At 66.7% G+C, this 21,550-nt stretch carries 21 protein-coding genes; 14 read left to right on the top strand and 7 right to left on the bottom strand.

Going from position 1 to position 21,550, the window contains the following annotated elements:
• Positions 1-36: 36 nt before the first annotated feature.
• Positions 37-687 carry a hypothetical protein gene (locus IFT82_RS06210; protein WP_342355063.1) on the bottom strand — a complete coding sequence of 217 codons (651 nt, stop codon included), beginning with the start codon at positions 685-687 and terminating at the stop codon, positions 37-39.
• A gap of 104 nt (positions 688-791) precedes the next feature.
• On the opposite strand from IFT82_RS06210, the gene ispH reads away from it, so the two are divergent.
• From ispH to rnhA, 3 genes are read left to right on the top strand one after another with little or no spacing between them, the layout of a single operon-like run.
• Positions 792-1,751 carry a 4-hydroxy-3-methylbut-2-enyl diphosphate reductase gene (ispH, locus tag IFT82_RS06205; protein ID WP_192125450.1) on the top strand — a complete coding sequence of 320 codons (960 nt, stop codon included), beginning with the start codon at positions 792-794 and terminating at the stop codon, positions 1,749-1,751.
• Between the two features lie 9 nt (positions 1,752-1,760).
• The gene (gene thrB / locus IFT82_RS06200) at positions 1,761-2,717 is read left to right on the top strand and encodes a homoserine kinase (protein WP_192125449.1); all 957 of its coding nucleotides are present in this window, start codon (positions 1,761-1,763) and stop codon (positions 2,715-2,717) included.
• On the top strand, positions 2,686-3,141 hold the full coding sequence (rnhA, locus tag IFT82_RS06195) for a ribonuclease HI (protein WP_192125448.1): 456 nt from the start codon (positions 2,686-2,688) through the stop codon (positions 3,139-3,141). Before thrB ends, rnhA begins: the two co-directional genes overlap by 32 nt.
• 115 nt (positions 3,142-3,256) lie before the next feature.
• Here rnhA and IFT82_RS06190 read toward each other — a convergent pair whose 3' ends face one another.
• Positions 3,257-3,961 (bottom strand): DMP19 family protein, encoded by a 705-nt coding sequence (locus tag IFT82_RS06190; protein ID WP_207105741.1) that lies wholly within the window; start codon positions 3,959-3,961, stop codon positions 3,257-3,259.
• Between the two features lie 318 nt (positions 3,962-4,279).
• Complete coding sequence (locus tag IFT82_RS06185) at positions 4,280-5,362, bottom strand: NAD(P)/FAD-dependent oxidoreductase (protein ID WP_192125446.1); 1,083 nt, start codon at positions 5,360-5,362, stop codon at positions 4,280-4,282.
• Between the two features lie 98 nt (positions 5,363-5,460).
• On the opposite strand from IFT82_RS06185, the gene IFT82_RS06180 reads away from it, so the two are divergent.
• The 8 genes from IFT82_RS06180 to IFT82_RS06145 are packed head-to-tail and all read left to right on the top strand — an operon-like array spanning position 5,461 to position 12,847.
• A complete protein-coding gene (locus IFT82_RS06180) occupies positions 5,461-5,925 on the top strand; it encodes an A24 family peptidase (protein ID WP_342355062.1) in 465 nt (154 codons plus the stop codon).
• A 49-nt stretch (positions 5,926-5,974) separates the two neighbouring features.
• Positions 5,975-7,015, top strand: coding sequence for a Flp pilus assembly protein CpaB (cpaB, locus tag IFT82_RS06175; protein ID WP_192125445.1), 1,041 nt, complete (start codon positions 5,975-5,977; stop codon positions 7,013-7,015).
• A 13-nt stretch (positions 7,016-7,028) separates the two neighbouring features.
• Positions 7,029-8,513 carry a type II and III secretion system protein family protein gene (locus IFT82_RS06170; RefSeq protein ID WP_192125444.1) on the top strand — a complete coding sequence of 495 codons (1,485 nt, stop codon included), beginning with the start codon at positions 7,029-7,031 and terminating at the stop codon, positions 8,511-8,513.
• A gap of 23 nt (positions 8,514-8,536) precedes the next feature.
• Positions 8,537-9,175 carry a CpaD family pilus assembly lipoprotein gene (locus IFT82_RS06165; protein WP_192125443.1) on the top strand — a complete coding sequence of 213 codons (639 nt, stop codon included), beginning with the start codon at positions 8,537-8,539 and terminating at the stop codon, positions 9,173-9,175.
• Between the two features lies 1 nt (position 9,176).
• Entirely contained in the window at positions 9,177-10,457 is a 1,281-nt protein-coding gene (locus IFT82_RS06160) for an AAA family ATPase (protein WP_192125442.1), read from the top strand.
• Positions 10,458-10,465: 8 nt separating this feature from the next.
• Positions 10,466-11,431, top strand: coding sequence for a type II secretion system F family protein (locus IFT82_RS06155; RefSeq protein WP_192125441.1), 966 nt, complete (start codon positions 10,466-10,468; stop codon positions 11,429-11,431).
• A 14-nt stretch (positions 11,432-11,445) separates the two neighbouring features.
• Positions 11,446-12,441: a type II secretion system F family protein gene (locus IFT82_RS06150; protein ID WP_192125440.1), complete on the top strand. Its 996-nt coding sequence runs from the start codon at positions 11,446-11,448 to the stop codon at positions 12,439-12,441.
• A 43-nt stretch (positions 12,442-12,484) separates the two neighbouring features.
• Positions 12,485-12,847: a hypothetical protein gene (locus IFT82_RS06145; protein WP_192125439.1), complete on the top strand. Its 363-nt coding sequence runs from the start codon at positions 12,485-12,487 to the stop codon at positions 12,845-12,847.
• 61 nt (positions 12,848-12,908) lie between these two features.
• On the opposite strand, the gene ppdK is transcribed toward IFT82_RS06145, so the two are convergent.
• The 4 genes from ppdK to IFT82_RS06125 all read right to left on the bottom strand — a co-directional run bounded on the left by ppdK (position 12,909) and on the right by IFT82_RS06125 (position 19,006).
• Positions 12,909-15,572: a pyruvate, phosphate dikinase gene (gene ppdK, locus IFT82_RS06140; protein ID WP_192125438.1), complete on the bottom strand. Its 2,664-nt coding sequence runs from the start codon at positions 15,570-15,572 to the stop codon at positions 12,909-12,911.
• A gap of 67 nt (positions 15,573-15,639) precedes the next feature.
• Entirely contained in the window at positions 15,640-17,880 is a 2,241-nt protein-coding gene (gene glyS, locus IFT82_RS06135) for a glycine--tRNA ligase subunit beta (RefSeq protein ID WP_192125437.1), read from the bottom strand.
• Positions 17,877-18,140: a hypothetical protein gene (locus IFT82_RS06130; RefSeq protein ID WP_192125436.1), complete on the bottom strand. Its 264-nt coding sequence runs from the start codon at positions 18,138-18,140 to the stop codon at positions 17,877-17,879. The genes glyS and IFT82_RS06130 overlap by 4 nt, the downstream gene beginning before the upstream one ends.
• Complete coding sequence (locus IFT82_RS06125) at positions 18,110-19,006, bottom strand: glycine--tRNA ligase subunit alpha (protein WP_192125435.1); 897 nt, start codon at positions 19,004-19,006, stop codon at positions 18,110-18,112. Before IFT82_RS06125 ends, IFT82_RS06130 begins: the two co-directional genes overlap by 31 nt.
• Positions 19,007-19,104: 98 nt before the next feature.
• Here IFT82_RS06125 and IFT82_RS06120 point away from each other — a divergent pair, with 98 nt between their 5' ends.
• From IFT82_RS06120 to pth, 3 genes are all read left to right on the top strand, one after another.
• Positions 19,105-19,986, top strand: coding sequence for a TraB/GumN family protein (locus IFT82_RS06120; RefSeq protein WP_244646540.1), 882 nt, complete (start codon positions 19,105-19,107; stop codon positions 19,984-19,986).
• A gap of 120 nt (positions 19,987-20,106) precedes the next feature.
• The gene (locus tag IFT82_RS06115; RefSeq protein ID WP_192125433.1) at positions 20,107-20,796 is read left to right on the top strand and encodes a 50S ribosomal protein L25/general stress protein Ctc; all 690 of its coding nucleotides are present in this window, start codon (positions 20,107-20,109) and stop codon (positions 20,794-20,796) included.
• Between the two features lie 87 nt (positions 20,797-20,883).
• Entirely contained in the window at positions 20,884-21,456 is a 573-nt protein-coding gene (pth, locus tag IFT82_RS06110; RefSeq protein ID WP_192125432.1) for an aminoacyl-tRNA hydrolase, read from the top strand.
• Positions 21,457-21,550: the final 94 nt, after the last annotated feature.

The raw sequence follows: 21,550 nt of genomic DNA, 5'->3' as shown, positions 1-21,550 counted from the left end.
GTAAGATTTAGGGTTCCGACTCGCCCGCCGACGCCCCTAGCGCGTCACGTTGTACCGCAACTGGGCCTCGTTCAGCTGGAACCCGACCAGTGCTTCGAAGCTGGCGGCCAGCACCGCCTTGCGCACTTCGGGCTGGGCGAGCGGATCGATCGCGGCGTCGTCGTCGCCGGCCTTGCGGCGACGGGTCAGCCGGTCGCGGATTTCAGGAGGCAGCGTCGCGGCGCTGCGCGAGACGCTGGTCGTGGCGGTGCCGCTGGCCTGGGCGCGCGCCTGCCCCGCATCGAAATGGAGCGCGATCGTGCCGACCCGCTTGGCCACCACATTGTTGCCGCCGCGCACGACGGTGATGAAATAGGGCACCTGCACGTCTCGCGCCGCCTCGATGCGCTGCCGCCGCGCCTGCACGTCGAAGGTGACGGTGGTGGCGATGTCGCTGCCCACGTCGTTGCAGGTACCGCGCACGTTGGTCATCGCGGCGACCAGATCGATCGCGGTTTCCGCCTGGCTGGTCGGCGGATCGAACAGCGTGACGTCGCCGGTGCCCGCCGGCACACCCACCACCGGGCAGGCGGAGCGGACGGCGGAAACACCGCCGGTCGCGTCGATCTCGCCCGTGCTGGCGCAACCCGCAAGCGCGGTGGCGAGGACGAGCGCGGCAGGGGCGGCGAGACGGATCGGGGCTTTCACGGGCGACGCATACCTTTTGCCATGCCGCGGCAAGCCCGCGGGAATACCGCCCCGCCATAGGAACCGGGTTGGAGACGTGCAAGCAATCGCGTACAGGACCGCCCATGCATGCCGTAGCCCAGAAGCCGCCGCTCGACCTCCTGATCGCCGCGCCACGCGGCTTCTGCGCCGGGGTCGACCGGGCGATCCGCATCGTCGAACTCGCGATCGAGAAGCACGGCGCCCCCGTCTATGTCCGGCACGAGATCGTCCACAACAAGTTCGTGGTCGACAGCCTGAAGGCGCAGGGGGCGATCTTCGTCGAGGAACTGGACGAGGTGCCGGACGGCGCGCCCGTCGTCTTCTCCGCGCACGGCGTACCCAAATCGGTGCCCGCAGCGGCACAGGATCGCGGGCTCGACTATCTCGACGCCACCTGCCCGCTGGTATCGAAGGTCCATCGCCAAGCCGAACGGCTGGTCGCCGCCGGCCGCCACATCGTGTTCATCGGCCATACCGGCCATCCGGAGGTGATCGGCACCTTCGGGCAGGTGCCCGAGGGCGCGATGTCGCTGATCGAGACGGTGGCGGACGCCGAAAGCTTTATGCCACCCGATCCCGCCAACCTCGCCTTCCTGACGCAGACGACGCTGTCGGTCGACGATACCGCCGCGGTGGTCGCGACGTTGCAGCGCCGGTTTCCGCTGATGCAGCCACCGCGCGGCGAGGATATCTGCTATGCCACCTCCAACCGGCAGGCAGCGGTGAAGGCGATCGCCGCGCAGTGCGACGCGATCCTGGTGATCGGCGCGCCCAATTCATCCAACTCGGTCCGGCTGGTCGAGGTGGCGGAGCGCGAGGGCGTGCCGGCACGGCTGATACAGCGCGCGGTCGATCTGGACTGGGACTTTCTGACCGGGGTCGGCACGCTGGGTCTGACCGCGGGCGCCTCCGCCCCCGAACTGCTGGTCCGCGAACTGGTCGACCGGCTGTCCGAACGCTTCGCGGTGACCGAGCGCGAGGAGGAAACCACGCGCGAGACGATCGCCTTCAAGCTGCCACGCGGGCTAGACGCGGCGGCCTGAGGCACCCCTATGGCCGTCTATACGCAGGTGTCCGCCGAGGCGCTGACCGATTTCCTCGCCCGGTACGATCACGGCGCGCTTGTCTCCGCCAAGGGGATCGCGGAAGGGGTCGAGAACAGCAACTACATGGTCGACACCACCGCCGGCCGCTACATCCTGACCCTGTACGAGCGGCGCGTGGCGGCGGGCGACCTGCCGTTCTTCATGGCGATGCTGGATCATGTCGCGGCGGACGGTAACCTCGTGCCTCGCGCCTTCGCCGACCGCGATGGCCGCATCATCCAAGAACTGGAGGGGCGCCCCGCCTGCCTGATCGAGTTCCTGTCGGGCGTGTCGGTGACGCGACCGACTCCGTCACAGGCGCACGCCGCCGCCGCCGCGATGGGGCGGATGCACCACAGCCTCGCCAACTTTACCAGCCACCGCGCCAACACGCTGGGCGTGGACGACTGGCGGCCGTTGCTCGACCGCTGCGGCCGGTCGCTCGACACGATCCAGGCGGGGCTGTTCGACCGCGTCGACACCGCGCTGGCGGCGGTGGAGCGGGATTGGCCCCGCGACTTGGCCGTAAGCGTCATCCATGCCGACCTGTTTCCCGATAATGTGCTGATGCTGGACGACCGCGTCACCGGGTTGATCGACTTCTATTTCGCCTGCACCGATATCCGCGCCTATGATCTGGCGGTGATGCATTCGGCATGGGCGTTCGATCCGGCGGGCGAGCCGCTCGACCCTGCGGTCGGGCGGGCGCTGGTGGCGGGGTATGACGGCGCGTTCGGCCTGTCTGCGGCGGAACGGGCGGCGCTGCCGGTGCTGGCGCGGGGCGCGTGCCTGCGCTTCCTGCTGACGCGGGCATGGGACTGGCTGAACACCCCGGCCGATGCGCTGGTGACACGCAAGGACCCCTTGGCCTATGCGCGCCGGCTGGATTGGTATGAGCGGAGCGACGGATTTGACGCCGGTTGAGATTGCGACGGACGGGGCGTGCAAGGGTAATCCCGGCCCCGGCGGCTGGGGCGCGCTGATCCGCGCGGGCGGGCAGGAAAAGGAACTGTCGGGCGGCGAGAAGCTGACCACCAACAACCGCATGGAATTGATGGCGGCGATCGAGGCGCTGAACGCCCTCACCCGCCCCTGTCAGGTCACGCTGTCGACCGACAGCCGCTATGTGATGGACGGGCTGACCAAGTGGATTCACGGCTGGCAGAAAAACGGCTGGCGCACCGCGAGCCGGCAACCGGTGAAGAACGCCGAACTGTGGCAGGCGCTGCTGGCGGCGGCCAAGCCCCACAAGATCGACTGGAAATGGGTGAAGGGCCATGCCGGCCACCCGGACAACGAACGGGTCGACAAGCTGGCGAGCGATGCGGCGGTGGTGGCGGGGCGGTAGGGGTACTGCCTGATTGCGATCGATAGGATGGCGATATCTGGTGGTGAGCAGCCCATCTGCTTTGCAGTTGCGTGATTGGGATAGCTGCCGTCAGATCGGGCGCGATTCTCCGTCGTCAGATCGGCCGATAAAGCTGGTCGCGATGTCTCACGATAAATTCATGAACATAGAATGCCGATGCTGCCTTAGTATCGTCAGTGTAAAACCAGTCGTCGAACGCGTCAAACTCATCGCTGGGCGGTGAAACGAAGTCGAACAGGCGTTCGCCGCCGCTCCGCAACTCCCCAGAGGCCACCATCATTTGATACTTCAGTTCGACTTGCCACTCTGCGTCGAATCGTGCTTCGACAAAGGCAAGATCGCGCGCCGTGGTTGGCTGCCACCAGCGCTTGCCTCGACGCGCAAGGTAGCGAAGCAAACGCTTGCGACTTACCCGCCATTTCTCGGGATCGTCGCTGAGCGAAAGCGGCTGTAGCCGCCGGGGCTCGTCCGCATTACCCGCCTGTTCCGTCATCGCGCGCCTGAACCGCTCACGCAACTCGGCCCAATCCAGCGCGTCGACCGCAGCAAGCCCAGCCGCAAGGTCGTTGACGTAATTGTCACAGAATTGGTCGAAGCCGCCATTACTAACCTGCCCCACGACATCCGACCACATCATCAGGGTACGCTGCGCTGACGTGAGCAGCATATGCCCGGGATGACCGTAGAAGTTCCAACCCTCCACGTTCATGACCGATGGAACATGGATTAAGTTTTCGCCGGTCATCCACGATCTGTCATCCACATAGCTCGCGGCTTGCTCAAATTCGGCATCGGTCATAGTTGGACGGGTATCGGTCATATTCGCTCGAGATAGGCACTTAATCGCGTAACATGCCACATCCAAGGAGATTCTCAAAGTCCCGCAGGCACCTTACAATACTAAACAAACGAGCATTGGCTTTGAATAAGCATCGCGCCGCATCGGAACGCCGAATCCGGGTGCTTCCAGCACGCTCGCAAGCGTGAGCCTTTACAACGGCCTATATACCACAATGAAAAATTGACGAGATTTGATCAACACCACAGCTACATCATCCAAGTCGCAAATCTTCTGCCGCCCGCTGTCGCGATGGCTAAACCGTCAGCGCCATCCCCCCTACCTGAACCGCCCCGGCGCATAGCGATCGGCATCCACCCCCGTCACATCCGGCATCTGCCCCAGCACCAGCGCTGCCGCCATCGCCGCCGCCGCCGGGGCGGTCTGGATGCCGAAGCCGCCTTGGCCGGCGCACCAGAAGAAGCCCGGTTCCGCAAAGCCGTACACCGGCAGGCGATCTGGCGCGAAGCTGCGCAGGCCGGCCCAGCGCCGCTCGACTGCCGCGACGCGCCAGTCGAGCGCCTGTTCGAACCGGTCGATCGCCACTGCCACGTCGATCTCCTCCGGCGCGGCGTCGCACGGGTCGGTCGGAATTTCGTCGTGGGGCGACAGCCATAGCCGCCCACCCGCCTCCGGCTTGAAGTAGAAGCGGCCAGCGATATCGGCGACATGCGGCATGTCGGCGGGCGTGGGTGGATCGGTGCGCAACTGCACCATCGTCCGGCGATAGGGCCGGATACCGATCGGCCGCACCCCGCAGCGGATCGCCACCTCGTCCGCCCAGGCGCCTGCCGCGTTCACCAGCACGGTCGCGGCGAAACACCCGGCGGGCGTGTCGATCGTCCACCCGCCGTCCTGCCGCACCGCCGACTGGATACCGGCATCGGTGACGATCGTCGCGCCACCGGTTCGTGCGGTCTTCAGGTAATGGCCATGCAGCCCGGCGACATCGATATAGGCGCAGCTCGGCTCCATCACGCCGATGGTCCAGTCGGACCGCAATCCCGGAATACGGCTGGCCGGATCGATCCGCATCAGTTCCACCGCACTGTCCGCGAATTCGGCGAGGAAGGCGTCGGCCGCCGCCGCGTCCTCCTGCCGGCCGATATGCAGCGATCCCAACGGTTCGAGGAAGCCCCCGTCGCGCAGCGCCGCGCCCGAAGCGGTGGTGAGCGGCTGGATCGCCGGGCCACCATAGGTTTCCGACCAGAACGCCGCCGAGCGGCCGGTGGCGTGCAGGCCCGGCATCGCCTCCGCCTCCAGCACCACCACGCGGGCATGGGGAGCAAGCGCGGCGGCGAGGCTGGCGCCGGCGATGCCGCCACCCGCGATCGCGACGTCGTATCGGGCGGCACTGGTCATGGCAGCGGACGAGGCAGGGGAAAGGATCTGGTCATCGTGTCCGGCGGTTACGGTTTTGCAAGTCATGCTCCCTACAACGTCCGGCGATGGAATGGGACATGATGCGTATCGGCCTCGCGCTCGCCGCGGTGGCGCTGTTGCTGTCGGCGGGGATCGAGGATGCCCGCACGCGGCTGATCGCCAATCGCAAGAGCGTGGCGCTGGTGCTGCTCGCGCCTTTGTGGTGGTGGGCCAACGGCGCCTCGCTGTGGCCGGGGGTGGCGATGCAGCTGGCGCTGGCGATCGTGACGTTCGCGGTGTTCGCCGTGGCGTTCCATGTCGGCGCGATGGGCGGCGGCGATGTGAAGCTGATCGCGGCCCTGTCGCTGTGGCTGCCGCCGATGCTGCTGATGGCGATGCTGGTGACGATGTCGCTGGCGGGCGGCGTGGTGACGCTGGCGATGCTGGTCGACAAGCGCTGCCGCCGCGATGCCGGCCCGGTCGAGGTGCCGTATGGCGTGGCGATCGCGATCGCCGGCATCCTTACCCTGCGCGAACCCATCCTTAACCAGTTCGGGTCATGATTAATGCCTGATCCACCACGCGATTCGGCAAAAGGCGCAAGAACGAGCAATGGATAGTCGCAAGGTCATTCTGCTGATCGGCGCGCTGATGGTGGCGATCGTCACCGCCGTCATGGCCCGGTCGCTGATGGCGGGCAGCGCCGCCCCTGCCGCCGCCGCCGGCCCGCCGGTGCCGGTGATCGACGGGCCGGAGGTGCTGGTCGCCACCCGCGCGCTGCCGATCGGCACCATCCTCGACGCCTCCGCGCTGAAGTTCCAGCCCTGGCCCAAGGAACTGGTCGACGGCGCCTATTATCTGAAAGCGCAGACCAATCTGGCGAAGCTGCAGGGCACGGTGGTGCGCAACGCGATCACCGCCGGCCAGCCGGTGACGCAGGGCGCCCTGGTGAAGCCGGGGGATCGCGGTTTCCTGGCCGCCGCACTGGGGCCGGGGATGCGCGCGGTCACGGTGCCCGTATCGGCGCAGGCCGCCGTCGCCGGCTTCGTCTTTCCGGGGGATCGCATCGATCTGGTCCTGACCCAGTCGGTGACGGGCGGTGGCGACGGCCAGCCGCTGCACGTGTCGGAGACGATCCTGCGCAACCTGCGCGTTCTCGCCACCGACCAGCGCACCGACAATCTGGTCGGTGAAGACGGCAAGACCGTGGTCCGCACCTTCTCCAATGTGACGGTCGAGGCGACGCCGAAGATCGCCGAGCAGATGGCGGTCGCGCAGACGCTCGGCAGCCTGTCGTTGTCGCTGCGGTCGATCGCGGACAATTCGAGCGAGTTGGAGGAAGCGATCGCCAGCGGTGCGGTCAAGGTGCCGGATGGTGATCCCCGCATGGAAAAGGCGATGCTGCTGCGGCTCGCCGGACAGCCCCAGTCGGGCGCCACCGGTTCCACCACCGGTGCCGACGTCTCCCGCTACCAGCGGCGCAGCGTCCCCGGCCGGGGGCTGGATACCGGATCGGGCATGGTCGGCAACGGGCCGATGAATGCGATCGCCAACGTACCGGCCGGCAGCATCCCCGCGCCCGTGTCCACCGGGCCGCTCGTCCGGGTCGCCCGCGGCAACAACGTGACCGCCGTCGCGGTCGGGGGAAAGTGACATGCGACGTTCGATGATCGCCCTGATGCTGGCCGCTGCCGGCACACCACTGGCCGCCGAACCGATCCCCGCCAGGGTACCGGCCGCCGCCTCTGCCCCCGCGCCCGTCCCGGTCGGGGCGGTGGTGCAGGTCAACACCGGCCGCGGCCGGCTGGTGACGCTGCCGCAGCCGATGAGCGATCTGTTCATCGCCGACGACGGGATCGCCGACGTGCAGGTCCGCTCGCCCACCCAGCTGTATATCTTCGGCAAGAAGACCGGGGAGACGACCGTGTCCGCCACCACCAAGGGCGGTCAGGTGGTGTTCACCACCACCGTGCGGGTCGGCAACAATCTCGGGTCGGTCGGCGATATGCTGGCGCTCACGATGCCGGATGCGAAGATCGTCGCGACGCCGATGAACGGCATGATGCTGCTGACCGGCACCGTCGCCGCCCCCGCCGACGCGGCCGAAGCCGAACGGCTGGTGCAGCTGTTCGTCGGCGACGGCACCAAGGTGCTGAGCCGCCTGCGCACCGCCACGCCGATGCAGGTGAACCTGCAGGTACGGTTCGCGGAGGTGACCCGGGGCTTTTCCAAGAATATCGGCGTCAATCTGACCAGCCGTGGCAACGGCAGCAGCGGCCTACTTTTCGGGATCGGGCAAGGTCGCCAAGGCACTATCTCGACGGTACCGGGCGTCATCGGAGTACCCGGCGCACCGGTCGACGCCAATGGCGCTCGCCCTGGCGATACGCTGTACGGTTTTCCTTCGAACGGCCCGCTCGGCACGACATTGGGATTGGCAGGTTCGCTGCTTGGCATGGACCTGCTCGCAGCCATCGATCTCGGCGAGAACATCGGTCAGGTCACCACTCTCGCCAATCCGAATCTGACGGCAATATCCGGGGAGACGGGCAGCTTTCTCGCAGGTGGCGAAATCCCCATCCCATTGGCTCAGGGCTTTGGCACCGTATCGGTCGAGTTCAAGCAATACGGCATCAGCTTGGCCTATACGCCCACAGTATTGGCCGATGGTCGCATCTCCCTGCACGTCAAGCCAGAGGTGTCGCAACTCGATTACTCGAACGCCGTAGCAATGAACGGAACGCGGGTACCCGGAATCACTTCACGTCGGGCTGAGACAACGGTTGAGCTGGGATCGGGAGAAAGCCTGATGATTGCCGGCCTTCTTCAAAATACACGCAACAATTCGATCGACAAGGCGCCGGTCCTAAGCGATCTCCCCATTTTAGGGGCATTGTTTCGATCGAATGCGTGGCGTCGAAACGAAACCGAACTCGTCATCATCATTACCCCCTATCTGGTGAAGCCGACCAGCAGCCCGTCGCAGGTCGCATTGCCGACTGATGGTGACAAGGCGCCAACCGATGCTGAACGTGTCCTGCTCGGGAAACTCGGCAGCGGCAAATCTGGAGAGAAACGCCCGGTTCCAGTGCTGGCACCACCCGCCATCACCACCTCGCCACGCACCGCCAGCCCGGCGCTCCCCCGATGACCCCCGCCCGAGGAACCGTCGCCATGACCAAGCGACCGATGCTGCTCGCCTGCCTGATCCCCGCACTCACCTTCGCGCTCGCCGGTTGCGGGGGTACGCAGAACGCCGGCGTCGAATCGATTCACCAGCCGGTGGTGACCAAAACCGATCACGTTCTCGCTCTCGACGCGCCGGGCGGGCGGCTCGCGGTGGGCGAGCCGCAACGACTGGCCGGCTGGCTGGCGGGGCTGCATGTCGGCTATGGCGATCGAATCGCGATCGACGATGCGGCGGATGCCGACACGCGCGATGCCGTCGCCGCGATGATCGCCGGCTATGGCCTGTTGCTGGCGGACGGTGGCCCGGCCATCGCCGCCGCCACCCCGAACGACACCGTCCGCGTCGTCGTCAGCCGTGCCACCGCGCGGGTCCCTGGCTGCAACGACTGGTCGCGCGACAGTTCGGTCGACTACGCCCAGAACACCTCGTCCTTCTACGGCTGTTCGGTGAACGGCAACCTCGCCGCGATGGTCGCCAACCCGCGCGATCTGATCCGCGGCGCCAGCGGCGACGGGCTGAACGATCCCGCCGCGGTGTTCAAGGCGATCGACAGCTATCGCAAGGCCGCACCCGGTGGCGGCGGCGGTCAGACCGTCAAATCCGAATCGGCCGGAGGCAAGTGAGATGAACGCTCCCTGGAAACCCGCCGGCTCAGGCATACGCGACCCGTTCGTCGCCTATGTCTGCGACGACGCCACCGCCGATGCCCTGCGCCCCGTCGTCGCGGCGATGGGCTGGACCGCCGACAAGGTCCACAAGGGGGGCCTGCGCAGCGGCATCCAGACGCTGTCGGTCTCGGCCAGCCCGCAGATCCTGTTCGTCGACCTCGCCGAATCGGGCGATCCGCTCACCGATATCAACGCGCTGGCCGAGGTATGCGAGCCGGGCACGGTGGTGATCGCCACCGGCCAGATCAACGACGTGCGGCTGTACCGCAACCTGATCGCCAGCGGCATTCACGATTATATGCTGAAGCCGCTCAACCCCGATATGCTGCGCGATGCCTTTACGCAGGCGCAGGCGATGTTCCATGCCCCCAAGGTCGTCGATCACGCGGCGGAACGTCCGCACTGCTCGGTGGCGGTGGTGGGCGCGCGCGGCGGCGTCGGCGCCTCGACCATCGCGTCGTCGCTGGCATGGCTGCTGGCCGAACAGGACAAGAGGTCGACCGCGCTGCTCGATCTGGACGTCCACTTCGGCACCGGTGCGCTGGCGCTCGATCTGGAGCCGGGGCGCGGCCTGACCGACGCGATCGAGAATCCGAGCCGGATCGACGGACTGTTCATCGAACGCGCGATGGTCAAGGCGTCCGATAAGCTGTCGGTCCTGTCCGCGGAAACGCCGATCAATGCGCCGCTCGTCACCGACGGCAGTGCGTTCTGGCAGTTGCAGGAGGAAATGCGCGCCAGCTTCGAATGCACCGTGATCGATCTGCCGCGCGGCATGCTGGTGCAATATCCGCAGTTGATGGCCGATGTGCAGGCGGTGGTGATCGTCACCGAACTGACGCTGGCGGCGGCGCGCGACACGATCCGGCTGTTGTCATGGATGAAGACCCATGCCCCGCAGGCGCTGGTCCATGTCGTCGCCAACCGGATCGCAGCGGCGGGCCAGCCGGAGATCAACCGCAAGGATCTGGAAAGCTCGATCGAGCATCGCATCGACCATGCCGTCCCGTTCGATCCCAAACTTGCCTGTCTCGCGGCCAAATTGGGCAAGCCGATGGCTGAGGCCGGGCGCGGCGGCAAGACGGTCGCACCGCTGATCGACCTGATGAACACGGTCGTGGGCGCCGTCGCCGCAGGGAACGACGGCAAGATGCCCAAGCCGGGTTCGCTGGTCGGCAGGCTGGGCGAATTGAAGGGCCTGCTCGCGAAGCGCATGCCCAAAGCGAAGGCGAAATAGGCTCGCCGATGCTGCCGCTCGTCCTCATCCTGCTGGGATCCGCCGTCACGCTGGCGATGATGGTGCTGGCAATGTCGGGTCCATCCGCGTCGCGCGCCCAGTCGCGACGCATCGCCGCCTTGCGGGAACGCCACGGCAATGCGGCGTTGATCGTGAGCGGTCCGAGCCGGGGTATCGCCAACGTCCGCGATACCCGGATGGATCTGGCGTTCGGTCGCATCCTGCCCAATCGCGAACTTCTCGCCAAGCGGCTGGCGATGACCGGCAAGACCTGGACGGTCGGCCAGTATGGCATCGCCACCGCCGGACTGATCGTGACGTTGCTGATCGGATTGATCGTGATCGGCCTGCCGGTCGTGATGGCGGCGATGCTGGCGCTGGCGATCGGGGCGGGCTTGCCGCACATGGTCGTCGGGCGAACGATCGCGCGCCGGGTGGGCAAGTTCACGACGCGGTTCCCGGATGCGATCGAACTGCTCGTCCGTGGCCTGCGCTCGGGTCTGCCGATCAGCGAGACGATCGGTCTCGTCGGCCAGGAACTGGAAGGCCCGATCGGCGAGGAGTTTCGCGCCATCGCCGACAAGATGAAGATCGGCCGGACGATGGATGCCGCGTTGCAGGACACCGCCGACCGGCTGGGCACCCCCGAATTCCAGTTCTTCGTGATCACCATCGCCATCCAGCGCGAAACCGGCGGCAATCTGGCCGAAACACTCGCCAATCTGGCCGATGTGCTGCGCAAGCGCGCGCAGATGAAGCTGAAGATCCGGGCCATGTCGTCCGAATCCAAGGCGTCGGCCTATATCATCGGTTCGCTGCCGTTCATCGTGTTCGCGCTGATCTGGTTCGTCAACGGCGACTATATCGGCAAGTTCTTCGTCGACGAACGGTTGATGGTGACCGGCATGGGCGGAGTGCTGTGGATGGGCATCGGCGCGTTCATCATGTCCAAGATGATCAGTTTCGAGATCTGAGGGGGAACGGGGCCATGGGCGCAACCGCTGGGCCGACGCTGCTGGGCGTCGACGTGATCTGGGTGGCGACGATCCTGTCGGGGGTCACCGCACTGGCGGTGATGACCGCGATCTATGCCGTCACCACCGTGCGCGATCCGATGGCGCGGCGCGTGCGCGCGCTGAACGAGCGGCGCGAGCAGTTGAAGGCCGGCATCACCGCGTCCACCAAGCGTCGCGCCAAGTTGGTCCAGCGCAACGAGACGACCGACCGGCTGCGCAGCTTCCTCGGCTCGATGAAGATGCTGCAGGACAGCCAGTTGAAGGACGCGCAACTGAAGCTGCTTCAGGCGGGCATCCGCTCGAAGGAATGGGCCGTCGCGGTGATCTTCGGCCGGCTGATGCTGCCGATCCTGTTCGGCGGGTTCATGGCCTTCTGGGTTTACGGCACCGACAGCTTCGTCGAATGGTCCGCGCTGAAGCGGTACGGGCTGGTCGCGGGTACGCTGATCCTGTCGTACAAGGCGCCCGACCTTTTCCTGAAGAACAAGATCCAGAAGCGGTCCGACGCGATCCGCAAGGGGTTGCCCGACGCGCTCGACCTGCTCGTCATCTGCGCGGAGGCGGGGCTGACGGTGGACGCCGCCTTCCACCGCGTCGCGCGCGAACTGGGCCGGGCCTATCCCGAACTGGGTGAGGAATTCACGCTGACCGCGATCGAGCTCGGGTTCCTGACCGACCGGCGGCAGGCGTTCGAGAATCTGGCGACCCGCGTCGCGCTGGATGCGGTGAAGGGCGTCACCACCACCATGGTCCAGACCGAGAAATACGGCACCCCCCTCGCCTCCGCGCTCCGCGTGCTGTCGGCGGAATTCCGAAACGAGCGGATGATGCGGGCGGAGGAAAAGGCGGCGCGGTTGCCGGCGATCATGACGGTGCCGCTGATCTGCTTCATTCTGCCGGTGCTGTTCGTCGTGATCTTGGGGCCGGCGGCCTGCTCGATCAAGGATGCGATGCTCAGCGGAAACTAAGCGGCGCGGAAAATCGTTGATCCTCCGTAACAGGAGAGATTCGATGCTGTTTTCCACCCCGACCCAGTTCGCGGTATTGGTGCTGGTGCTGATCGCCGGCTGGCTGCTGGGGCTGGCCAGCCACCCCGGCGGCCGCAAGTGGAAGGACCGCTATGCCGCCGAGCGTGAGGCGCATGCCGCCACCCGACGCGACGCCGATACGCGCATCGCCGCTGCCGACGCCCGCGTGACGGAGGCGGAACGCGTTCATGCAGCACCGCTGGTCGAACGCGACATGGCGGTGGGCACGCGGACCGAAACGGTGACGACGCGACCCGCGGCATTGAGCGCCGCCCGCCCGGCCTATCCCGCCGGTGACCGTCGCGGCTGGTTCGACTGGGACAACCGCCCGACGACGGTGCGGTAAATACACCCTCCCTTCCCCGCCGATGCGACCACATCGGCAGGGATGGGGGCTATGACAGGCGTTACTGCGCCTTCAGTGCCGCCTGCGCCGCCGCCAGTCGCGCGATCGGCACGCGGTACGGCGAGGCCGAAACGTAATCGAGCCCGATCTTCTCACAAAACGCGATGCTCGCCGGGTCGCCGCCATGCTCGCCGCAGATGCCCAGCTTGATGTCGGGCCGGGTGGCGCGACCGCGCTCCACCGCCAGCTCGATCAGTTCACCAACACCCTCGACATCGATGCTGACGAACGGGTCCTTGGGATAGATGCCCTGTTCGACATAGGCGCCCAGGAAGCGCGCGGCGTCGTCGCGGCTGACGCCCAACGTCGTCTGCGTCAGGTCGTTGGTACCGAACGAGAAGAACTCGCCGCTCTCCGCGATCTCGCCCGCCTTCAGCGCGGCTCGCGGCAGTTCGATCATCGTGCCGACCAGATATTGCAGCGTCCGGCCGCGTTCCTCGAACACGGCCTTCGCCGCCTTGTCGACGACCGTCTTCATCAGGTCCAGTTCGCGCTTGGTGGCGACCAGCGGGATCATGACTTCGGGGATCGGTGCGTCGCCGGACTTTTCCGCTACGTCGATCGCCGCCTCGAAGATGGCACGCGCCTGCATCTCGTAGATTTCCGGATAGGTCACACCCAGCCGGCAACCACGATGGCCGAGCATCGGGTTGAATTCGTGGAGTTCGGCTGCCCGTGCCTTCAGCGTGTCGATATCGATCCCGGCCGCCTCGGCAACCTCCGCGAACTCGTTCTCCTCGTGCGGCAGGAATTCGTGCAGCGGCGGATCAAGCAGGCGGACGGTGACGGGCAGTCCCGCCATCACCTCGAAGATTTCGGCGAAGTCGCTGCGCTGTTCGGGCAGCAGCTTGTCGAGCGCGGCGCGACGCCCCTTCTCGTCCGACGCGAGGATCATCTGGCGGACCAGCGTGATTCGCGCACCCTCGAAGAACATATGCTCGGTACGGCACAGGCCGACGCCCTCCGCGCCGAATTCGCGCGCGGTGCGGCAATCCTGCGGGGTTTCGGCGTTGGCGCGCACCTTCAGCCGGCGCACCTCGTCCGCCCACACCATCAGCGTACCGAAATCACCCGCCAGTTCGGGCTGCACGGTCGCGACCAGACCGGCCATCACCTCGCCGGTGGTGCCGTCCAGCGTCAGCAGATCGCCTTCGCGCACCTCGCGCCCGCCGACGCGCATCACCTTGTCCTTGGCGGAGATCGAGATGCCGCCCGCGCCGGAGACGCAAGGGCGCCCCATGCCGCGCGCCACGACCGCGGCGTGGCTGGTCATGCCGCCACGCGCGGTCAGGATGCCCTTGGCCGCATGCATCCCGTGGATGTCTTCGGGGCTGGTTTCGGTGCGGATCAGGATCACCGCCTTGCTCTCCGCCGCCCAGCGTTCGGCGGTATCCGCGTCGAACACCGCCGCGCCCGACGCCGCGCCCGGCGATGCCGGCAGCCCCTTGGCGATCACGTCGCGATGCGCGCTGGGATCGAGCGTGGGGTGGAGCAACTGGTCGAGCGCCATCGGCTCGACGCGCAGGATCGCCTCCTCATGCGTGATGAGGCCCTCGTTCGCCATGTCGACCGCGATCTTCAGCGCCGCCTTGGCGGTGCGCTTGCCGCTGCGGGTCTGGAGCATCCACAATTTGGTACGCTCGACCGTGAACTCGATGTCCTGCATATCGCGGTAATGGTTTTCGAGCGTATCGAACACCGCCGCCAGTTCGCCGTACACCTCCGGCATCGCCTCTTCCATCGAGGCGGGCTTGGCGCCGGCTTCTTCGCGCGCGACCTTTGTCAGATATTGCGGCGTGCGAATGCCGGCGACGACATCCTCGCCCTGCGCGTTGATGAGGAATTCGCCGTAATAGGCGCGGTCGCCCTTCGACGGATCGCGGGTGAAGGCGACGCCCGTGGCCGACGTGTCGCCCATGTTGCCGAACACCATAGCCTGCACGTTGACCGCGGTGCCCCAGGTGGCGGGAATGTCGTTCAGCCGGCGATAGACCTTCGCCCGTTCCGACTGCCACGATCCGAACACCGCGCCGACCGCGCCCCACAACTGGTCGTGCACGTCCTGCGGGAAGGGCTTGCCCCACTCCTGCTCCACCAGCCCCTTATATTCGGTGACCAGCGCCTTCAGGTGATCGGCGGAAAGTTCGGTGTCGAGCGTGAAGCCATTGTCTTCCTTGGCGATCTCCAGCGCTTCCTCGAACGCGCCGTGATCCAGTTCGAGGACGACGTCGGCATACATCTGGATGAAGCGGCGATAGCTGTCCCACGCGAACCGCTCGTCGTCCGCCGCCTTGGCCAGCCCGACGACGGTTTCGTCGTTGAGGCCGAGGTTGAGGACGGTGTCCATCATGCCGGGCATCGACACGCGCGCGCCGGAGCGGACCGAAACCAGCAACGGATCGGCGGCGTTGCCGAACGTCTTGCCGGTGATCCCCTCGATATGCGCGATGCCGCCCGCGACCTCGTCCCGCACGCTTTGCGGAAACTGCTCGCCCTCTTCGTAATAGCGGGTGCACATCTCGGTCGAGATGGTGAAGCCGGGGGGCACGGGCAGGCCGATCGACGCCATTTCGGCAAGGTTCGCGCCCTTGCCGCCAAGCAGGTTGCGGTCGCCCGACCCGCCGTCCGAAACCCCGCCGCCGAATCGATAGACATACTGCGTCATGCCCGGTTCCCTCATTGCCCCCGCAGGGGAGATCATGGCGCCCTGTTAAACAAGTTAAACGCCCTAGTCAGCCCTCGATTTTGGAAAAGTCGGAGACCGTATGGACCGCCGCCCGGACCCGCATCAGCAGCGCGAGACGGGCCGTGCGTTTGCCGGGGTCGGCGTCGTTGACGGTCACCGTATCGAAGAACGCGTCGATCGGCGCGCGCAGGCTGGCAAGCGCGGCCATCGCCGCCTCGAAATCCTCACGCGCTACCGCCGCCGCCGCCGCCGGTTCCGCCCTGTCGAGCGCGGCGATCAGCGCCGCCTCGGCCGGTTCAGGGACATAGGCCGTCCCCTCGCCCGTCGACAACGATGCCGCCTCCTTCTTCAGGATGTTGGCGGCCCGCTTGTACCCGGCGAGGAGATTGGCCCCGTCCGCCGTCGTGACGAAGGATTGCAGCGCCCCGACGCGGGCGAGCAGGCTGACCAGATCGTCCTCGTCCCCCAGCGCGAACACCGCATCGATCAGGTCGTGGCGGACCCCGGCCTCGCGTTGCTGCACCTTCAACCGGTCGGCGAAGAACGCCAGCAGCGCGGGCGTCGCCCGGCCGGACGATTCGAGGAACGCGGAGACGACGGGGTTGTCGGCATGGACGCCGACACGCTCGTCATGCAGCAGGCTCTGAATCAGCTCGTGCGTGCCGGCGAGGTCGCGCGCCGACTTGTCGAACACCGTGGCGAGATCGCCGCCGATCCGCATCGCGATGGTGTAGCCGAACGACTGCGCGACCTCGCCGACCGCGAAATCGAACGCCTCGCGCAGGCGGAGGCGCAGCCCCGACCGCTGGATCGTCAGCAGGATGCCGAGCGCGGCGCGGCGCAGCGCGAACGGGTCCTTCGATCCGGTCGGCAATTCGCTGATCGCGAAGAAGGCCGCGACGGTATCCAGCTTGTCCGCCAGCGACACCGCCACCGTCACCGGATCGACCGGCACGTCGTCGCCCTGCCCGACCGGCTTGTAATGATCGCGGATCGCGGCGGCGACCGCCGGGTCCTCACCCTGCGCGGCGGCGTAATAGCCGCCCATCAGGCCCTGCAGTTCGGGAAATTCTCCGACCATCCCGGTGACGAGGTCCGCCTTGGCCAGCCGCGCGGCGCGTTCGGCGAGGTCGGCTAGGGCCGTCGTGCCGCCGGAATCCGCCCCCCCGACGATCCCCTCTTCCACCAGCCACCGCGCCAGCTTGGCGATACGGTCGACCTTGTCGGCGACGGTGCCGAGCTTGTCGTGGAAGACGATCTTTTCCAGCTTCGGGCGCAGATCGTCGAGCGGCACCTTCAGGTCGGTGTCGTAGAAGAAGCGCGCGTCGGACAGGCGGGCGGCCAGCACCTTGCGGTTGCCCTCGACGATGCGGACGCCGCCGTCGCTCGCGTCGATATTGGAGGTGCAGACGAAGGCATCGGCCAGCGCGCCGGCCCCGTCGCGGCACACGAAATATTTCTGGTTCACCCGCGCGGTCAGCTGGATCACCTCGGGCGGGACCGACAGGAACGCCGCGTCGAATCGGCCGAGCAGCGGCACCGGCCATTCGGTCAGCCCGGCATTCTCGGTCAGCAACCCCTCGTCGCGCACCAGCGTCAGCCCGGCCTTCGACGCCGCCATCGTCGCGCCCAGCGCGATGATCGAGCGGCGCTCGTCCTGATCGACGACGACGTGGCAGGCGCGCAGCTTCTCGACATAATCCATCGCCGAACCGATCGTAATCGGGCCGGGATGGTGGAACCGGTGGCCATAGGTGGTCGCGCCACTGGTGATGCCGGCGATCTCCACCGGCACGATCTCCTCGCCCCACAGCGCGACGATGCCGTGCAGCGGGCGGACCCAGCGCATCGATTCGGTCGAGGTCGAGGCGGCGCCCCAGCGCATCGACTTGGGCCAGGGGAAGGCGCGGACGATCGCCGGGATCGCCTCCGCCAACACCGCCGTCGTGGCGCGACCGGGGCGCGCGGTGACTGCGAAGAACACGCCGTCACGCTCGGTCAGTTGTTCGCGGGTCAGCCCGGTCTTGCGGAGGAAACCGTCCAGCGCCTGCGGCGGCGCGGCGGTCTTCGGCCCCTTCACCTCCTCCGACACCGCCTCGGTCTGCGCGGGCAGGCCGCGCGCGATCAACGCGAGGCGGCGGGGGGTGGCATAGGTGACGATCGCGCCGGCGACGAGGCCCGCCTTCGCCAGTTCGGCGGCGAACAGACGGGCGAGATCGTCGCGCGCCTTGTCCTGCATCCGCGCGGGGATTTCTTCGGAACGGAGTTCGAGAAGGAAGTCGGTCATCGTGTTTCGGCGCCGAAGAAGAAGGAAAGGATTTGTTCGCGCGGAGGCGCGGAGACGCGGAGAGGAAGGGGAGAACGGTCGGGCCGTGACCGTCGTTCTTCCGGACGCCGCAGGCGGCCTTCAGGGATCGAAGTGGGCTGGAAATGGACCACGGGCGTCGCGAACGCCGCCCCCTTCTCCGCATCGCCGCGTCGCCGCGCGAACATCCCTTCTGCCTTTGCCACGACCGTCACGCCGTCCACCCGTTCTTCGCCATCCATGCGCCGCACGCGCCCTTCGCCAGATCGCGGACGCGACCGATATAGGCCTGCCGCTCCGCGACCGAGATCACGCCGCGCGCCTGGAGCAGGTTGAAGGTGTGGCTGGCCTTGATCGCCTGTTCATAGGCCGGGATCGGCAGATCGCGGGACAGGCAGTTCTCGCATTCGGCCGCCGCCTTGCGAAACTGGTCGAACAGCGTGTCGGTGTCGGCCACCTCGAAATTCCACGTCGACATCTGTCGCTCGTTTTCTAGGAAGACGTCGCCATAGCTGACGCCCGCGTCGTTGAAGCGCAAGTCGTACACATTGTCGACGTTCTGGATGTACATCGCCAGCCGTTCCAGCCCGTAGGTCAGCTCTCCCGCCACCGGCTTCATGTCGAACCCGCCCATCTGCTGGAAATAGGTGAACTGCGTCACCTCCATCCCGTCGCACCAGACCTCCCAGCCCAGCCCCCATGCCCCCAGCGTCGGCGATTCCCAGTCGTCCTCCACGAAGCGGATGTCGTGCAGCGACGTGTCGATACCGATCGCGGCAAGGCTGCCGAGATACAGGTCCTGCAGGTCGGGCGGGCTGGGCTTCAGGATGACCTGATACTGATAATAATGCTGGAGCCGGTTGGGGTTCTCGCCATAGCGGCCGTCGGTCGGGCGGCGGCAGGGCTGGACGAAGGCGGCGTTCCACGTCTCCGGTCCCAGCGCGCGCAGCGTGGTGGCGGGGTGAAACGTGCCCGCACCCATCTCCATGTCGTAGGGCTGGAGGATCAGGCACCCCCGGTCGCTCCAGTAATCATGGAGCGTCAGGATCATCTTCTGGAACGACAGGGGCGAGGAAACCGGAGGTTGGGAAGCATCGGGTTGGGTCATGGCGGGCCAAGCCTGTGACGGATGGGGGCCGCTCTGGCAAGAAGGCGGCGACCCGCCTACATCCCGCCTTGATGACCTCGCCCTTTCGCACCACCCTCATGGCCCTCGCCCTCGCCCTGCCGCTTCCCGCCTGTGCGAAGGGGGCCTCTGCCCCGGCCGCCGCGGCGAAGGATGCCGATCCCGCGCTCTGGGTGGTGAAGGATGCGGACACTACCATCTACTTGTTCGGCACCATCCACGTCCTGAAACCCGGCATGACGTGGTTCGACGATGCGGTGAAGGCGGCGTTCGACCGGTCCGACGAGGTAAAGCTGGAGTTGGTGATGCCCGACCCCGCCACGATGCAGGGGCTGGTCCAGTCGACGGGCGTCGCGCCGCCGGGCACGCCGCCGCTGACGGAGCGCCTGCCGGTGGCGAAGCGCGCCGCATTCACCAAGGCGGTGGTCGATGCCGGCCTGCCCGCCGATGCGCTCGACAAGTACAAACCGTGGCTGGCGGCGACGCAGCTGTCGATCGCGCCGCTGTCGAAGCTGGGGTACGATGCGACCAACGGCCCCGAACAGGTCATCACTGCCGCGGCAAAGGCGGCGGGCAAACCGCTGACCGGGCTGGAGACGGCGGAACAGCAGCTCGGCTATTTCGGCGGCCTGTCCGATACGGCACAGATCAGCTTCCTGACCAGCACGATGGACGAACTGCCGACCGCCGCGACCACGATGAGCCAGATGGTGGACGACTGGGCGGCCGGCAGACCCGACCGGCTGGCCGAGGACATGAACGAAAGCCTGAAGGATTCGCCGGAGGTCGCGAAGGTCCTGCTGGTCGATCGCAACAAGCGCTGGGCATCGTGGATCAGGCAGCGGATGACGAAGCCGGGCACGGTGTTCATCGCGGTGGGCGCGGGCCACCTCGCCGGGCGCGACTCGGTGCAGGCGCAATTGGCGAAAGCGGGGGTGCAGGCCAGGCGGGTCGCCTACTGAGGGCCCCCGCTGCCTTGCCATTTGGCCGTCTTCCCGCTATGCGCGCCCGCTTCCGTCCATGGTCATCCCTGGAGGCGTGGACGGGATTCGCACAGGTTTTCATCGAAAAGGTATTTCTGCATGAGCGACACCATTACGCTCGCAGCCGAGACGCGCGACCGGGTTGGCAAGGGAGCCTCCCGGGCGCTGCGTCGTGACGGCCGCGTCCCCGCCGTGATCTATGGCCAGAACAAGGAGCCGACCTCGGTTCATCTGGAGGAAAAGGCGCTGACGAAGGCGCTGATGACCGGCCACTTCATGAACTCGGTCGTGATGGTCGGCGGCCAGCGCACGCTGCCCAAGGACGTGGCGTTCCATCCGGTCACCGACCGGCCGATCCATGTCGATTTCCTGCGCATCGGCGAGCACACCACCGTCACCGTCGCGGTGCCGATCGTGTTCACCGACGAGGATGAGGCCCCCGGCATCAAGCGCGGCAACGGCGTGCTGAACATCACCCGCCACGAGATCGAGCTGATCGTCGACGCCGCCGACATCCCCAGCGAGATCACCATCTCGCTCAAGGGTCGCGAGATCGGCGATTCGATCCACATCAGCGACGTGACGCTGCCGAAGGGCGCGACGCCCGCGATCGACGACCGCGACTTCGCGATTGCCACGATCGTGCCGCCGACCGTGCCGACCGCGGAAGACGAGCAGCTGGAGGCCGAGGTGGCCGAGGCACAGTCGGCCGAGGCGGAAGCCGCTGCCGCCGAGCCGAACGACGACGACAACGACGACGACAAGATCACGCCTCAGAAGAAGGACTGACGTCGGCTGCGTCGCCACGGCGGCGTATCGATCGGGGCAGGGTGGGCGCAGGCTCCCCCTGCCCTTTTTCGTTGAAGGGACACCAAGATGCAGATCTGGGCAGGGCTGGGCAATCCCGGCGCGCAATACGCCATGCAGCGGCATAACATCGGCTTCATGGCGGTCGATTCGATCGCCGCGCTGCATGGTTTCGGCCCGGTGAAGAAGCAGTTTCAGGGCTGGACGCAGGAAGGGCGGATCGGCGCGGCGAAAATTCTGCTACTGAAACCCGCGACCTTCATGAACGACAGCGGCCGTTCGATCGGCGAGGCGCTGCGCTTCTACAAGCTGGATACCGACGCACTGACCGTGTTCCACGACGAACTCGATCTGGCAGCGTTCAAGGTGAAGGTGAAGACCGGTGGCGGCGCGGCTGGGCATAACGGCCTGCGCTCGACCGATCAGCATCTGGGGCAGGACTATCGCCGCGTCCGGCTGGGTATCGGCCATCCGGGACACAAGGACCGCGTGACGGGCCATGTGCTGGGCAATTTCGCCAAGGTGGAGATCGACCCGCTGTCCGCCGCGCTGGGTGCGGTCGCGGCCGAAGCCCGGTGGCTGGCGGAGGGGGATGCGGTGCGCTTCATGAACGATGTCGCACTGCGTTTGTCCGACCTGTAAATGATAGTTGTTCGCAATTAATAATAGTTGATTGAGACTTATTCGCAGGTAGAGTGAGAGTTCATCGCAATAGTTGATTGTTGTTGTCGAGGGA

This window comes from Sphingomonas sp. CFBP 8760, from assembly GCF_014841615.1.
Lineage (GTDB): Bacteria > Pseudomonadota > Alphaproteobacteria > Sphingomonadales > Sphingomonadaceae > Sphingomonas.
The sequence above is the reverse complement of the archived record's forward strand: the minus strand, read 5'-3'. Positions and strand labels throughout refer to the sequence as shown.

Coding starts and splice junctions, on each gene's coding strand:
- IFT82_RS06180 (WP_342355062.1), top strand. CDS start 5,461: ATGATGCGTATCGGCCTCGCGCTCGCCGCGGTGGCGCTGTTGCTGTCG.
- IFT82_RS06150 (WP_192125440.1), top strand. CDS start 11,446: ATGGGCGCAACCGCTGGGCCGACGCTGCTGGGCGTCGACGTGATCTGG.
- IFT82_RS06160 (WP_192125442.1), top strand. CDS start 9,177: ATGAACGCTCCCTGGAAACCCGCCGGCTCAGGCATACGCGACCCGTTC.
- IFT82_RS06145 (WP_192125439.1), top strand. CDS start 12,485: ATGCTGTTTTCCACCCCGACCCAGTTCGCGGTATTGGTGCTGGTGCTG.
- cpaB (WP_192125445.1), top strand. CDS start 5,975: ATGGATAGTCGCAAGGTCATTCTGCTGATCGGCGCGCTGATGGTGGCG.
- IFT82_RS06190 (WP_207105741.1), bottom strand. CDS start 3,961: ATGACCGATGCCGAATTTGAGCAAGCCGCGAGCTATGTGGATGACAGA.
- glyS (WP_192125437.1), bottom strand. CDS start 17,880: ATGACCGACTTCCTTCTCGAACTCCGTTCCGAAGAAATCCCCGCGCGG.
- pth (WP_192125432.1), top strand. CDS start 20,884: ATGCAGATCTGGGCAGGGCTGGGCAATCCCGGCGCGCAATACGCCATG.
- IFT82_RS06170 (WP_192125444.1), top strand. CDS start 7,029: ATGATCGCCCTGATGCTGGCCGCTGCCGGCACACCACTGGCCGCCGAA.
- IFT82_RS06115 (WP_192125433.1), top strand. CDS start 20,107: ATGAGCGACACCATTACGCTCGCAGCCGAGACGCGCGACCGGGTTGGC.
- rnhA (WP_192125448.1), top strand. CDS start 2,686: ATGAGCGGAGCGACGGATTTGACGCCGGTTGAGATTGCGACGGACGGG.
- IFT82_RS06125 (WP_192125435.1), bottom strand. CDS start 19,006: ATGACCCAACCCGATGCTTCCCAACCTCCGGTTTCCTCGCCCCTGTCG.
- IFT82_RS06120 (WP_244646540.1), top strand. CDS start 19,105: ATGGCCCTCGCCCTCGCCCTGCCGCTTCCCGCCTGTGCGAAGGGGGCC.
- IFT82_RS06130 (WP_192125436.1), bottom strand. CDS start 18,140: ATGGATGGCGAAGAACGGGTGGACGGCGTGACGGTCGTGGCAAAGGCA.
- thrB (WP_192125449.1), top strand. CDS start 1,761: ATGGCCGTCTATACGCAGGTGTCCGCCGAGGCGCTGACCGATTTCCTC.
- IFT82_RS06165 (WP_192125443.1), top strand. CDS start 8,537: ATGACCAAGCGACCGATGCTGCTCGCCTGCCTGATCCCCGCACTCACC.
- IFT82_RS06155 (WP_192125441.1), top strand. CDS start 10,466: ATGCTGCCGCTCGTCCTCATCCTGCTGGGATCCGCCGTCACGCTGGCG.
- ispH (WP_192125450.1), top strand. CDS start 792: ATGCATGCCGTAGCCCAGAAGCCGCCGCTCGACCTCCTGATCGCCGCG.
- ppdK (WP_192125438.1), bottom strand. CDS start 15,572: ATGACGCAGTATGTCTATCGATTCGGCGGCGGGGTTTCGGACGGCGGG.
- IFT82_RS06185 (WP_192125446.1), bottom strand. CDS start 5,362: ATGACCAGTGCCGCCCGATACGACGTCGCGATCGCGGGTGGCGGCATC.